Annotated in this window: 8 protein-coding genes; 1 reads left to right on the top strand and 7 read right to left on the bottom strand. The window is 32.2% G+C overall.

All coding sequences use genetic code 11. The features are described 5' to 3' along the window. The 5 genes from J2Y38_RS13875 to J2Y38_RS13855 form a co-directional block, all read right to left on the bottom strand. Complete coding sequence (locus tag J2Y38_RS13875) at positions 1–1,419, bottom strand: GDSL-type esterase/lipase family protein (protein WP_309843535.1); 1,419 nt, start codon at positions 1,417–1,419, stop codon at positions 1–3. Then, positions 1,412–2,893 carry an SGNH/GDSL hydrolase family protein gene (locus J2Y38_RS13870; protein WP_309843533.1) on the bottom strand — a complete coding sequence of 494 codons (1,482 nt, stop codon included), beginning with the start codon at positions 2,891–2,893 and terminating at the stop codon, positions 1,412–1,414. The genes J2Y38_RS13875 and J2Y38_RS13870 overlap by 8 nt, the downstream gene beginning before the upstream one ends. 214 nt (positions 2,894–3,107) lie before the next feature. Further along, entirely contained in the window at positions 3,108–4,622 is a 1,515-nt protein-coding gene (locus J2Y38_RS13865) for a T9SS type A sorting domain-containing protein (protein ID WP_309843531.1), read from the bottom strand. Between the two features lie 229 nt (positions 4,623–4,851). Then, positions 4,852–6,264 carry an HmuY family protein gene (locus J2Y38_RS13860; protein WP_309843530.1) on the bottom strand — a complete coding sequence of 471 codons (1,413 nt, stop codon included), beginning with the start codon at positions 6,262–6,264 and terminating at the stop codon, positions 4,852–4,854. Between the two features lie 12 nt (positions 6,265–6,276). Continuing rightward, positions 6,277–8,430, bottom strand: coding sequence for a TonB-dependent receptor domain-containing protein (locus J2Y38_RS13855; protein ID WP_309843528.1), 2,154 nt, complete (start codon positions 8,428–8,430; stop codon positions 6,277–6,279). Between the two features lie 103 nt (positions 8,431–8,533). Between J2Y38_RS13855 and J2Y38_RS13850 the strand changes: the two genes are divergently transcribed. After that, complete coding sequence (locus J2Y38_RS13850; RefSeq protein WP_309843527.1) at positions 8,534–9,436, top strand: DUF6607 family protein; 903 nt, start codon at positions 8,534–8,536, stop codon at positions 9,434–9,436. Between the two features lie 100 nt (positions 9,437–9,536). On the opposite strand, the gene J2Y38_RS13845 is transcribed toward J2Y38_RS13850, so the two are convergent. Both J2Y38_RS13845 and J2Y38_RS13840 read right to left on the bottom strand, forming a co-directional pair. Beyond that, positions 9,537–11,009, bottom strand: coding sequence for a RagB/SusD family nutrient uptake outer membrane protein (locus J2Y38_RS13845; RefSeq protein WP_309843524.1), 1,473 nt, complete (start codon positions 11,007–11,009; stop codon positions 9,537–9,539). A 4-nt stretch (positions 11,010–11,013) separates the two neighbouring features. Then, positions 11,014–14,181, bottom strand: a complete 3,168-nt coding sequence (locus J2Y38_RS13840; RefSeq protein WP_309843520.1) for a TonB-dependent receptor — start codon at positions 14,179–14,181, stop codon at positions 11,014–11,016. Between the last annotated feature and the right edge of the window lie 373 nt (positions 14,182–14,554).

Genomic DNA, 14,554 nt, shown 5'->3' with positions numbered 1-14,554 from the left:
TTACTTCTTTAATTTAAAATTATCGTATGCTTTTAAAAATGCCTCTGAAAACAAATTTCCTTGTTTTTCGTATCCTTTTTTAGAATAATGAACCCAATCCGGGCCTATTAATTTTGCCGATTTTAGATTTCGAATTCCTTCCATTCCGCCAAATTCATCGTATAAATCCCAAACTGCAAAACCATCTGTTTGTGCTATTTCGATAATTTGTTTGGTGTAATCTTGAATAAAAGTGTTCGGTCTTTTTCTAAGTAGAGACGGCGGCGGCGTCATTACAATTATTGGAACATTTATATTCTGCGCTTTTATGTTGCTTATAAACTCTCTTAATTGTTTGATGTAATTTCCTGATTCCAGTTTCTCATAACTTTCATTTGTTCCGAGTGAAAAAACCAGCATATCAGGATGTAAAGCTTTTAACTGTTCAAAAAACAACGGATACTTGTTATAATCTGAATATTTTGCTCCGTTTACTCCGATGCCGCTGTAAATTAATCCCGGCGCATCTTTTTCTAAAACAATTCCGTTTAACTCGAATTTTGAAGCTTTTTTATTCGGAATCAAATAAATCTTGTCTAACGCTTTTTCTGAATTATAATAATGTGAATACGAATCAGATTCCATGTTTAAAGAAACATATTCAGATGTTTTTATGTTTCTTGACTGCGTTTCGTTTGTTGGAATTCTTAATATTCTTCCTGCACGAATGTTATTTGATTTTAGCGAATTTGCTCTTTTTATTTCAGTAATCGAAACATTGTATTTATCTGCAATTACAGAGATCGCTTCTCCTTTTTTAATTTTATGCTTAATTATTTTTGGTTCTGCCGTTTCAATAAATTTGGTTTGAGATGCTGTTGACAAATCAAACATGTCTTCATTTTTGGGTGTTATTATTTTTATTGAATTGAACTTATATACCGGATCTTTAATATTCAATTCTAAAACAAATCCGCCAGAATCTCTCCAAAGTCCGATACCGCTTAAACCAACAGGATAATTTCTAATCGGATATATATTTCGATAGGTTTCCCAAACTCTATTGCAGCGAAAACGCTCGTTATAAGATCCGTTTGTCTTAGCCAGTTGATACGGAAAAACTAATCCGCGGCCCGCATTTCCAAATTTTCTTTGCAGATTTTTCCTTATTTCATTGGTCATTAAATCTCCCTGAATATGAGAATCTCCAATATGAACAATATTTATCTTTTGATTGTTATCGCTTTCATTGTCTTTTAATTTCTTAAAAAAACTTTCTAAAACTGTCGCGTTGTAAATATTATTTCCGTTGAAAGATTCAACTGTTGTTGAATCGACTTTACTAACCATATTTTTAGTTATTGGAGGTGAAACTGGATTTTGCGGTTTATCATTTGTTGAGAAAAATAGACAACAAAAGAAAATAATAAGTTTATTCATTTACGCTATCTTTTTCTACAGAGACGGAATCTGCTTTGGGTTTTCTAATCGCTTTAGGTCTAACACCTGTTTCACGTTTTTGACGTAAAATTTTATATTGTTCGTATCCGTTATTTAACTGACTGTATAACAAATTACCAATTGCTTTTGCTCCTCTTTGGTTAAAGTGTGTGTAATCTTTATTGGCTTTTGCCGGAGTTTCATCGACCCATTTTACCATCGATCCGTCACCGCCCATTAAGGTATATAAATTTACAAATCCTGATTCGGTTTCTAAAGCATATTTTTTCTGTGCTTTCATTAATGGAACAACTGCAGAATCTGTTTTCATTTCTAAATCATATTTAGTCGATTTATCTGCTGTTGAAACAATTAAAATAGAAACTCCCGGAAATGATTCTTTTATTTTATTTACAGTTTTTGTCATTCCTTTTTCATACCAGAAATAGTTTTTGGTTCCGTAATTCAATACGTTAGTTCCGTAATGAAGGACGATTAAATCGTATTTCAAATTATTGTCAAAAGCCTGCATCACACTGGCATCAAACATAGAAATTGGCAATCCTGAATTTCCTCGTTGAGAGAAATTATCAACGTGAACACCAATGCCATTGTCAAAATTAAATCCATAAATTGGAATAGAATCGGCGTGAATAAAGTTTGCTTTGAAAGCTTTTATACTTCCCGAAGTAACTTTTAAAGTGTTTACTAAGTTATTTGGGGAAAGGCTTTTTTTCAATGTATCTTTTCCAATAATGAAATTTACGTTTCCTCTTTTAGATGCTCTTCCATAAAACAAGGTTGGATTATCTAAAGTCGTTGTATGTTTAGGAAGTCCGGCTTCATATTGAACCCAAGTTGGATTTGTCTGATCATTTGCAAAAAACACATGTCCGTTTACACCAAAAGGGCTTGCTGGTCTTTTTACATTTAAGTACGATTGTGTCTTCCAGTTTTTAGAATAGGTAGATCTAACTGAACCTCTTGACGCTGCAGATTCTGAAGTTATGGACACGAAACCAACTCCGTTTCCACCAAAGCGGTCCTGATAATTGTTACGTACATCCTGAACAATTAAATCTCCATCGGTCATAGAATCTCCGTAATAAGCAATTCTAACATGCCTTTGCGGATTCTGTTCCAATTGATATAATTTTTCGTAAAAAGAAATCAGATATTGATATCCTTTGTAATTATCGAAGGTTTCAGATGGAAATTCGATTCCTTCAGAAGCATCGTAAACAATTTTCTGCTGACCTAATTTACGCTCGCTTTCTTCGATGCTGTCGCTTTTTAAGGACAATGAATCTTTCGCTACTGACTCCAGAAGCAAGCTGTCTATAAGTACATTTTTGGAATCTACTTTACTATCAGAAAATATTTTATCTGGTAAGATTTGTTTAAAACCAATAAAAGCAACAAATGCTAATGCTACGATTGCGAAAGATTGAAAGAAATATGACTTAGTATTCACTTAATAAATAAAATTTAAAAGAAATAATTACGAAAATTAAAAATTGTTGTAAAATTCCTATTAATTCGTAATGTATAAATGTAGACAAAGATAGAATTAAACATTCATTTTTAATAATAAAGAAATAAAAAAAAGAGGTTAGATAAATCTAACCTCTAAATCAAAAAAAAATAAAAAAAACAAAGCTAATGATTAACTAAATTTTTGATGCTGTTTATTTGAAAATAACCTTTCCGGTTTTGACTTCTTTATTGTCTGATAAGATTTTGTAGAAGTAAATTCCTTTTTGATAACTAGAAGGAATATTCCAATTTACAACTTGGTTTGGTGTTACTTTTCCTTTAAACACAGATTTCTCATTTCCTAAATTTTCTGAGTACAAAACGATCTCAATTTCTTTATCTGTTGTAAAGTTGGTTGAGAAGTTTATTGATTCAGATGCTGGGTTTGGGTATGCGGTTAGATCTGTAGAAGTTTTGGCACTTGTGGATGTGGTCTTAGCAAAACTTGCAGAAGGATTAATTATAATTGTATTACTTATTGAAGTTTTATTGCCCGAGATAATTTTTCTATAAATTTTTGTAGTCAGCCCTCCATAATTAGCTAAAGGAAGATTCTGATTTTTTCCTACCAATGCTGGCTCTCCTATAATTTCACCTTCAAATTCTTGATAAAGATAATATTCATAATCAAAAACCCCAATACCACCATTTGGGAGACTACCCAAAATATTACTTCCAACTAAATTAATATTATTGTTAGTAATATCTACTGGACGGGCAAGATTAACAAAATTACTATAAAAAGTCCTGTATTCAGATTTTACTTCTCTAACGATAGGAACTTTATTTATCCCAACTGTCTGCATAAAATTGTAAACATTCGCAGGAACTGTACAAGATTGTGATTCTCCAATTAGCCAAGGATCCTCTCCCTCCACAACGTATGCATACCATTTATATGTATAATTATACATACCTCCTTCAGGAGAGCTGCCTTCAATTATAGAACCTGTTAATGTTATTGTATTATTTGAGACAAGAGGTACAATTAGCAACATAAGTTCATTACTATAATAAATATTACCCGAAGAAGTATTTTTTAAAATCCTTCTAAAATATGTTCTTCCTAGCTCTAAATCAGAAAACATAATTGAGGAGCTTGTTTTTCCAGGAATTTTAACCCAAACATTAGCCTCTCGCAGTTTTTCCCATTCATATGTTACATCTGGAGCACCATCCCCTCCCATGTAAACCTTATCATATTCACCCACATAAAAAAACCTGTTACTTTGCCAGTATATAGTACTTGTACTTACAGGAGGATTTGTTGGCGTGGTAGAAGCCTTGTAATTTACAGTAACTTTAATCATTTTTGATTCATCTTGAAAACAGCTTCCATTTGTACTAAACTTATAGATTATTTGAGTATCTGTAGTTACAGTTTTTTTGAATTTAAATTTTAGAGTAGTAGTTTGCCCTGGAGTTAATGAGTGTCCATTTGTGGCTACATAAGAAATATAACCATCTGGATTACCACATAAAAAAAAAGTATTAAGCACTACTGGAGTACCACTACTTCCAGAACAGTTAACTATTATATCTGATGTTCCTTCTACTCCAGAATTTAAAGTCAAAGTAGTATTTAAAGAACTATATGATACTGTATTTTGACCAAAACCAAACTTTACAAAAAAAAGCAAAGCCATTATTAGTATTTTTTTTTTCATAATATGAGATTACTTTACATACAAATAATTATTTCATTTTTTTCAATTTACAATTTTATACTTAATGGAATTTCTACTTTAGATCCATACAAATCAAATACAGAGATTTAAAATAAACCTCAAAATAAAATTATAATAAAATAAAAGTAATTTTCTTCATGTTAAAATTAATTATAGACTAAAAAATAACCTCGGATAATAAATTATCCGAGGTTATTAAAATTATTTTTTATTTCAAGATAGCGTATTGAAAAGTTGGATTTCCTCTTTCACCAGCTGCGTTAACACCTGCAGTAAATCTTACTTTATAAACATTTCCTGCTGGATCTTTAACCACAAAGAAACGATCTGTTTTTGCTACAAATAAAGAAACTGGATTACCATTTGCATCAGTTCCTCCTGTAGTTCCTCTCCAATTTGAACCAATATTTCTTTGATCGTCTGTAAATTTTGTATTATCAACATTTGCTAATGTGAAAGCATCATATGTAAAAGCTGTTGTAAGTACTTGGTAAGCTTTTGCACCACCTTTAACGTTATTTAAAACGAAGTCTGCAAAATTATAAGGAACTAAACCTGTTCCAAATGAAGTTGTATTGGTGAAGCTTGTGAAACTAATATCCCATAATGTTTTTTGAGGCTCTACACTAACTGTTTTCTTATCTAATAAGCTTAAGAAAGTAAAGTTAAATGCTACATTTTTTGAAACAATGATTTCTTCGTGAGTTGTAGCTGCAATATCAGCATACTGAACTTTATAATCATTACCGCTTCTTAAAATTCTAACTTTTTTCCATCCTCTTGAAGGCCCTGTACCTGTACCTTCCTTGCCAATTTCAGGAGCAATTGTCCCAGGATTACTTCCCATATTGATTACATATACTTTGTTATCAGAATCAGTTGCAGAGATTGATGCAATAGCTGTTTTAGTAATATCTCCTGCTGGGTCATCAACTTGAGTAGTACTTCCGCTACCATTAACAAGCATAGTTGCATCTTCTGCTTGAACTTCATCAATATTTACACTAGTTGTTTGTTTAGCAGACATTCTTACAGTGTGATTTATTATTACTCTAAAATCTGTTCCAGAAGCAAATCCTAAATCCCAAGAAACTCTAGGAACAGCAGTCATTTTTCCGCTGCTTAAATCAACAAAAACCTGATTTGGCTGTGTTGGACCACCAACTCCTGGAGCTAACGCATTTCCTAAAGAAGCTGTCTCATTAAAGTTTACCTGGATTGATTTGTTTTCAGAAATTACAGAATTAATTGTTATACTCTTAATAGTGAAAACCACATTTTTAACTTCTCCTTCAATAGCTTCTTTTAATTTCTTAAAAGTAAAACTTACTGAAGAAACATTTTTCTCAAAAGGTACAACAACAGTACTTGCAGCTACTGCTGGAGTAGTGCTAAAATCTGTACCATTTGCTACTGCAGTTTCAGTAACAGTCAATGTTAATGACCCCGCAGATGCAGTTGGAGAGGCAAATTTAATTTCGATCGGAGTTGATTCCGCTGTTAAATTTAACGACGTAGAAGCAAAAGCTACAGCGTTAGCCTGAGCCACTTCATCATCACTACTACAAGCCCCAATAGCAAGTAATACAAAAGATAGTATTAAAATAAAGTTCTTTTTCATGGTATTGATTTATTAATTAAAATTTAGATTATATGAAAGTTTTAAAAAGTAAGATCGGCCGTAACCCAGCATTTCAGAGGTTGTTCCTCCTCCGTGCGCACCACCAGTATCACCGCCGCCATTTTGCACAGATTGCAGATTGGTAACGTCGAAAAGGTTCCTAGCCCCAACGGTAACTTCAAATTGATTTTTAAAGAATGTTTTTCGAATAGAAGCATCCATCCAGCTAAATGGCTTAAGTTCGTTTAAAAAGAATCCAGGTTTTCCATCACTGTCAGATCCTGCAACATATTGTTGCTGCTGTCCATTATATTTATAAAAAACAGCTAACAAAGTATTCCATTTTGTAATATTATAAGAGATACTTGAATTTAATCTAAACGAGTAGAAAAATTTATCATCAGATACTAAGTTTTCAGCCGCCAAATCAAGTCTTCTAGAAATTCCAACTACAGCAGCGCCTAACATTACATTCCAGTTTTTATAAGTATATTGTTCTACCGTTGAAACGTTCCACATTTTATATCTGTTGATATTAACATATTTATAATGTAAAGGAGTTACCTGTGTTGTAACTAGATCAATTCTATCGTCAACATCCAGATACGTAACAGCTAAGTTGTTCGATATTTGAGCACCAGAATCAAAAGTACAAGCTCTCTTTAAGCTAAACTCATAAGAAGTACTTGTTTCAGGAATCAAATCTGCATTTCCCTGCATGTTATGGTTTGAATCTACAAAATAAGTATACAACTCATCAAAATTTGGAGTACGATAAGATTTACCCAAAGAAGCTCTTGCCTCTAGCCCTTTATCAAAAAGATATCTTAAACCTAAAGAACTTGCATATTGATTGTCAAAAGCGCTTTGAAATGAAAATCGAATCCCTGGGCGAATTGAGAATTTATCATTTATACTAATTTCGGCAACCGAATAAATATCATAATTCTCAAGTCTCTTTCTAATATCTACACCTTGTTGATTATCATCTCTAAAAGCTCCTACTGAAGAATCATAAAAGCCATTCTCGTTTGTAATTTCATAACCAAGCTGAAAGTCCACCTTTTTATTATCGAAGAAATTACTCAATGTCCCTGTAGAATAAAATACCTCTTTTGATTGATAAGTGTCTCTTTCGTTATCTACCTCTTGTTTTGTATCTAAATGATAAACGAAATTCTCTAAATCGCGTTCTTGTTTCTGTTGAGAAACTGAAACATTATACTTTAACCTCGAAAAAAGATTTCCACTGGCATTTAAATGGTGATAATAACGATTGGTTATATATCTTTTGTCTCTCGAAAAATACGTATCTGCAAATGGATAATTGTCTTGTATGTTTACAATTGGACTGTAGTAATGAACATCTTCGCCATAATAATCAAATTTGTAAAAAATTCTAAAAGCATTTTTTTGGTAGCCCAAAATGGCATTTCCCACCAATTGTTCTTTCGGAAGCTGTGTATATCCTCTAAATCCATCATTTTTATCATAATCTTTTCCTTGCATATTATCATAGTAACCAGCCATGACATTGCGATTTCCTCCAATATTTACAAACCAATTTTCATTAAAATTATGACCAATTTTTGCTGATTGAATATGACGGCCTTTATCAAAAAATGCAAACTCCTTACCTACCGTTTCTTCCTGAACAGTTGCGCCAATCTGCCATTTATAACCTCCTCCTTTTTTAGTAATAATATTTAAGATCCCAGATACAGCATTTGCTCCATGAGTTACTCCCATTGAACCTTCTATAATTTCAATTCTCTCAACATCATCAAGATTTACCTGAGTTAAATCAACACTAGTACCCATTCCTGTGTCACTTACTAAAGGTATATTGTCAATCAAAATTTTAAAATACTGTGCATCTAATCCAAACATAGAAACTTTTGAACGTCCGTCATTTCCATTCGATGTCACGCTAATATTCAAATACTGATTTAGTACATCTGCTAAATTATTTGCAGCCAGTTGCTTTATATTCTCTTTAGTTATAACGCGAACATTAAATACTGATTTCTTTATTGATTGCGGTTCGAACTGCCCTGTAACAACAACTTCAGAAAGTTTTTCTCGTGACGCAATAGTATCTTTTTGCTGCGCAAATGAGATTTGACAGAAAGTTAATACAGCAAAAAGGGATAATTTTATTTTCATTATTTTTATTCAATCTTAATAATCGGTGCAAATATATAACTATTTTTAATTGTTCTAAATAAAATTTATATATTTGCAAAAAATTAAAAACAAATAATAAGTTATGATTTCAAAAAGCCTTTATTTTTCAGCCATTATGGCTTTAACATGTGGTCTTGGTTTTAGTCAGGACAAGAAACAACAAGACATAAAATCAATTAAATCTATGTGTGGTTGTTATGAAGTGAAGTTCAACTTTGCTGAAACTTTTCAATATGCTAAAGATTCAGCTACATACAAACCTTCACAAACTAAACATGAATCTGCTTTAGAATGGGTAGAATTGTTAGAAGATACTCCAAACAAAATTGTTATGCAGCACTTATTAATTGTAAGTGATGACATGATTATCAAACACTGGAGACAAGATTGGTTATTTGAAAACACAGACTTATATTCTTTTGATAAAGGAACTTCTTGGAAATATAAAAAACTTGACAAAAAAGCTGTTAAAGGTCAGTGGACTCAAAAAGTATATCAGGTAGATGATAGTCCAAGATATGAAGGATCTTCAACTTGGGTACATGTTGACGGACAAGATTACTGGACAAACGTTGCTGATGCTCCACTTCCAAGAAGAGAGCAGACAAAACGTAATGACTATAATGTTTTAAAAAGAAGAAATATTCACGAAATTACTGCTACAGGATGGAATCATGAGCAAGATAACGATAAACTTATTCGTGATGATGCTGGAAAAGATGTATTGTTAGCACAAGAAAAAGGATTTGATGTTTACACTAAAGTTCCAGACATCAAATGTGTCGCTGCTCAAAAATGGTGGAAAGAAAATAATGCTCTTTGGAAAAATGTTCGTGACAAATGGCAGACTCTTTTCGACAGACATAAAGACTTAAACTTAGAAGCTAAGGTTGATAGAAAAGCACTTTATTCTCTTTTGTTTGATTTAAAACCAACTGCAACAAAAGCAGAATCTGATGCAATTATCGACAAGTTCGTAAAATAAAAAATGTTTGTGTTAGTTGTAAAAAAGCCGGTAATTTTAAGATTACCGGCTTTTTTTTATAAAATGAATCTAGAAACCTAGACGTTTCATCATTAAAGAATTACAATTCATTTTGCTCAATTAAAGGATTGGCATTGATTTCATCTTTAGGAATTAACCATTGCCATCTTTTATCTGAAGGAGCTACATATAAAACTCCATTTGTTATACCTGAATCATGATTTGCTCCAGTTCTGTCTAATGGCAAGTTATTACGTTTCAAATCAAAAAATCTAAATCCTTCACCCCATAATTCAATTCTTCTTTGTAATAATATTTCATCAATTAAAGTTTGACCTGTATTAATTGATAAAGTATAAGAAGGGTTTCTTGTTACTTCAAAATCAAAAAGTACTTTGGCTGCATCAGCTTCTCCCAATCTCGCTTTTGCTTCTGCTTCTATCAAATACATTTCAGCGGCACGCATATAAGGAACATCACATCTACTATCTCCGGCATCTATTGCCAGGAATTTTTGACTTGTATATGGGAATCTAGCAAAATTTGAAGGCAATGCTAATGAAGTATGCTTTCCTGTTTTATCAAATATTGCAGCACGAACATCTGTTGATGGAATCATATCATAAAGCTTACTATTAATTGCTTTTGGACAAGAACGTATTACTGTTGAGCTAAAATTTCTAGACATATAAGCTCCAAAATTTCCAAAATATTCCGTTTGAACTTCATTAATATGACTTCCCCACATCCATTCTTTATTGTTATAATCATTAAAACCAGAGCCGTAATCTGCCATCGACATTAAAGTCACTCCTGATTTAGCTTTATTAGCATATTCTGCAGCAATTTGCCAATTACCCTGAGTCAAAGCTACACGGGCTTTTAATCCTTGAGCAACTTTTAAATTTAAATGAGAATTATTTGGCCTTGAATACCCAACCAATAAAATATTGGCTTCATCTAAATCTTTATTTATCTGCGTATATACCTCTTCAACTGTAGAACGAGGATTTTTTTCATTTCCAACAGTCAAAACTATCGGAACTCCCAATTGAGAATTGTTTTCTCCGTTTACATATCTTTTACCAAATAACTGTACTAATTGAAAGTTGCAAAATGCACGATATAATAAGGCTTGACCTTTTACTACATTTTTATCAGCAGTTGTACCAACTGCTGCATCGGTTGAATTTATTATTGTATTTGCATTTCGAATTATCCTGTAATAAGTTCTATAAGGAAAACGAAGATCTACAGAGTTTTCATTACTTACCGAACTCCAATTGTACATTTGCAAAAACCAACCGTTTGTAATTGGAAAAACTACATCGTCACCAACAATATCAGTTTGCTGCATCAAACCACCTAAACCAGTTTGACTTTGATCTTCGTAATTTTTATATAAAGATCTATGGATTCCATTCAACAGTGTCATTAAGTTTTCGGTTGTTGTTGTCGCACCGGCATTGTCTACATATTCTGTTGGTTTTTTATCTAAAAAATCATCTGAGCAAGATCCTAAAATAGTTACTGCTATTAAGGCAACCATTATTTTAATATAATTTGTTTTCATAATGTTAAAAATTTAAATTCAGACCTAGTGTTATTACTCTTGCAGGTATGTATCTATTTTGTGCAGTTCCGTCAAAAGTTTGTGTTGGATCCATTCCTTTGCGCTTTGTAAATAACATTAAGTTTTCTCCATTTATGTAAACAGAAGCATTATCAATTTCTAATTTTGATATAAATTCAGAAGGCACTTTATAAGATAAATTGATTTGTCTTAATGCTAAATAATCTGAGCCTTTTAACCATCTGTCAGAAGCTGCTGCAGCTTGTGTATTTCTACTTATATCCAAACGAGGTACATCTGTAATATCACCTAGTTTCTGCCATCTTCTAAAAATATCAGTACTAAAAGCTGAACCGTAATTATTTCCGGTATGCATTAATACAGCGTAATTACTATCATACATTTGGCCACCAATTTGATAAGAACACAAAACATCTAACTGAAGTCCTTTATATTTGAATGTATTTCCAAAGCTTCCAAACAAATCTGGTATAGCTGAACCAGCATAATGATAAAGTGCTTTATTTTGATCTGTGGTTACATTTACTCCATTTACAACTCTTACTGTAGCATCATTAGCAGCTACAAATTTTGGATCTACTACATATAATGCATATCCATCAGCTGGGTCTACACCATACCAGTCTCTTAACCAATAATCATAAATTGAATGCCCCACCGAAAGTTTTTTTGTTCCATCTATAATTTCTCCCTGAGGAAGTTTAGTGATTTTATTATTAATTGTAGATGCATTTACATTCAGACTCCATGAAAAATCATTGGTTTTAAGAATTACACCATCTAGTGCTACTTCAATTCCTTTGTTAACCATAGAACCAATATTTTCCATTCTATAATCTAAACCAGAAGATAGCGGATTAGGAACAGCGAAAATAAGACCGTCGGTGCTTCTATTATAATATTCAACACTTCCTTTTAGTCTATTTTTAAATAATCCAAATTCTAATGCAAGATCTCTTTGAGTATTAACTTCCCATTTTAAGTCAGGTGCTGCAGATGCATAAATTAAAGTACCTCCTTCACTTCCGTTATCATAACCTAAACTATAAGTAGGCTGACTAACGTAATAGTTTAATCCCTTTATTTTTGTTCCAGAATCATTCGTATCACCTATTATGTGAGAATCATTTCCAACTTTTCCAATCGAAGCTCTCAATTTTAAGTCATTAATCCAAGAATAATCTTTAATGAAATTTTCTTTAGAAATTACCCACGCTCCACCTAAAGACCAGAAATTACCCCAGCGATTATTTTCGACAAACTTTGAAGATCCATCTCTACGTAATGATGCTGAAAATATGTATTTGTCCATATAATCATAACCGATTCTTGAAAAATAAGATTCTGTAGCGTAATTTCTTGTATAAGATGTTAAACCCGTTGTAGTCGCATAATTAACAAACTCAATTATATCTGGCGCCACTTGCCCCGTTTTGCTGCTGCTTGTCCAGTTTTTTTCGTAGTCAAAACTTTCGTGCCCTAATAAAGCTGTAAAAGAATGAGCTCCAAATTTTTTAGAATAATTCAGTAATTGGTTATAAGTAATTCCCGTTAAGATCTTATCTTCTTTTCCCATTAATCCTGTAGGTGCTCCATCTCCAATTAATGTATTATAAGAATAGGTTCTATTCGAATATGACTTATCGATAGAAGCATTTGTTGTAAATTTCAAATCTTTAGTAAAATCAATTTCAAAGAAAGCCCTCGCAGAAAGTGCCAATCCTTTTACAACGTCTGTATCATTTAGAGTTTCATACACAACATTTCGACCATTAGAAGCACCGGAACCGCGAACTGTCGAATAAACTTTATCACCATTATCATCTAATAAATAATCTCCATTTTCAGTATGATCGAAAACAGGATAAATAGGTCCCATTGTTCTTATCGTTCTAAACGGATTTTTAAATGAAGCATTATTTTCTACTCCATCAGTTCCTAATTTAGAATTGGTTAAAGCCCCAGACATATTCACTCCGGTTTTAAACCATTCTTTTAAACTTGTATTCAGGTTTAATCTTCCTGTCGTTCTTTCAAAACCTGATTTTTGTATATAACCTTCCTCATTTAAATAACCAAGAGAAGCAAAATAATTAGATTTTTCTGATTTTCCCTGATAAGAAAAATCAACATTTTTACGAACTCCGGCTCTTTCTAATTGTTTTGCCCAATCAAGATCCTGCGGATATAATAATTTCGCATCTGGATTCAATTTCCCGTCTGTACCCACTATACTATTATTTGGTACATTAAAAGGATTTGTAACCAAAACAACAGGAACTCTTGAAGAAGCATAAGTATTTGCTGCATCGATTTGTGCCTGATTAGCCATAGGACGACTGTTTCGTATTGCTTCCCATTCTAAAGGATAATAATCATAAGCATTAACTCGATTATAATCTTTGATAGAACGTGAAGTTATACCGGTACTCATGTTTAAAGTAAATTTATCTTTTGCTGACTTTCCTGCTTTTGTAGTAATTATAATTACTCCGTTAGCAGCTTTGGAACCATAGAGTGAAGTGGAAGAAGCATCTTTTAAAACACTTAAACTTTCAATATCACTTGAATTTAAATTACTTATATCTCCTGCATAAGGAACTCCATCTACAATATATAGTGGTGTATTTGAACCATTTATTGAACTAAATCCACGCACTCTAATCTCCGGAGCGGAACCCGGCTGACCAGCTGAACTTTGAATTTGAACTCCTGATGTAGATCCTTCCAAAACCGACAAAGCATTTGTTAAAGGTCGACTTTCTAATTGTTCTGATTTAATTTGAGTTGCTGAACCTGTATATGAAGTTTTTTTAGCTGTACCATATGCCACAACAACTACTTCATCTAATTCCTTTCCATCTTCTTGTAACTTTGCATTAATTACGGACGTTGTTCCAACTGTTATAACATTATCCTTCATTCCCATGTAAGAAAAAACCAAAACATCCCCGGTCTTTGCTTTAATCGAATATTTTCCATCTAAATCAGATTGTACACCATTACTTGTACCTTTTACAACAACATTTGCTCCTGGAATTGGTCCAACAGCGTCCGCCACAATCCCAGATATTGTTCTTTCCTGCGCAAAAAACAATTGCGTTGTAAGAACAAACACCAGAACTAACAGCCCTTTAATTTTTCTTTTCATTATAGTTTATTTGAATTAAGGGGCGCAACTTATAAAATTAAATTAATTTTAACAAGATTTTATTTCTTTTTAACATTAAAAATTGTAGTGTTATTTTTACAAATAAAAAAACCATCTAAAATCAATTAGACGGTTTGTGATCCTTACTATTCTTACTAAAAAGTGTACTAATTCAAAATAGATAAAAATGATATAAGGAAAATATCTTTAATCTTACACAGCTGAAAATTTAGAAAACTTACAAGTATTTAATACTTTAATAACTAACTAAAAAACAACAAATTACAAAGGTTTTAATTGAATACTTTTGAATTTGCGAGCGCAAAATTAACATGAATTATCTTTAATTCATATGCGAAAGCAATATTTAACT

The organism is Flavobacterium sp. 2755 (assembly GCF_031455715.1).
GTDB lineage: Bacteria > Bacteroidota > Bacteroidia > Flavobacteriales > Flavobacteriaceae > Flavobacterium.
The sequence above is the reverse complement of the archived record's forward strand: the minus strand, read 5'-3'. Positions and strand labels throughout refer to the sequence as shown.

Excerpts from the sequence above, each read along its gene's own strand:
- J2Y38_RS13875 (WP_309843535.1), bottom strand. The coding sequence starts at position 1,419 with ATGAATAAACTTATTATTTTCTTTTGTTGTCTATTTTTCTCAACAAAT.
- J2Y38_RS13865 (WP_309843531.1), bottom strand. The coding sequence starts at position 4,622 with ATGAAAAAAAAAATACTAATAATGGCTTTGCTTTTTTTTGTAAAGTTT.
- J2Y38_RS13860 (WP_309843530.1), bottom strand. The coding sequence starts at position 6,264 with ATGAAAAAGAACTTTATTTTAATACTATCTTTTGTATTACTTGCTATT.
- J2Y38_RS13855 (WP_309843528.1), bottom strand. The coding sequence starts at position 8,430 with ATGAAAATAAAATTATCCCTTTTTGCTGTATTAACTTTCTGTCAAATC.
- J2Y38_RS13850 (WP_309843527.1), top strand. The coding sequence starts at position 8,534 with ATGATTTCAAAAAGCCTTTATTTTTCAGCCATTATGGCTTTAACATGT.
- J2Y38_RS13845 (WP_309843524.1), bottom strand. The coding sequence starts at position 11,009 with ATGAAAACAAATTATATTAAAATAATGGTTGCCTTAATAGCAGTAACT.
- J2Y38_RS13840 (WP_309843520.1), bottom strand. The coding sequence starts at position 14,181 with ATGAAAAGAAAAATTAAAGGGCTGTTAGTTCTGGTGTTTGTTCTTACA.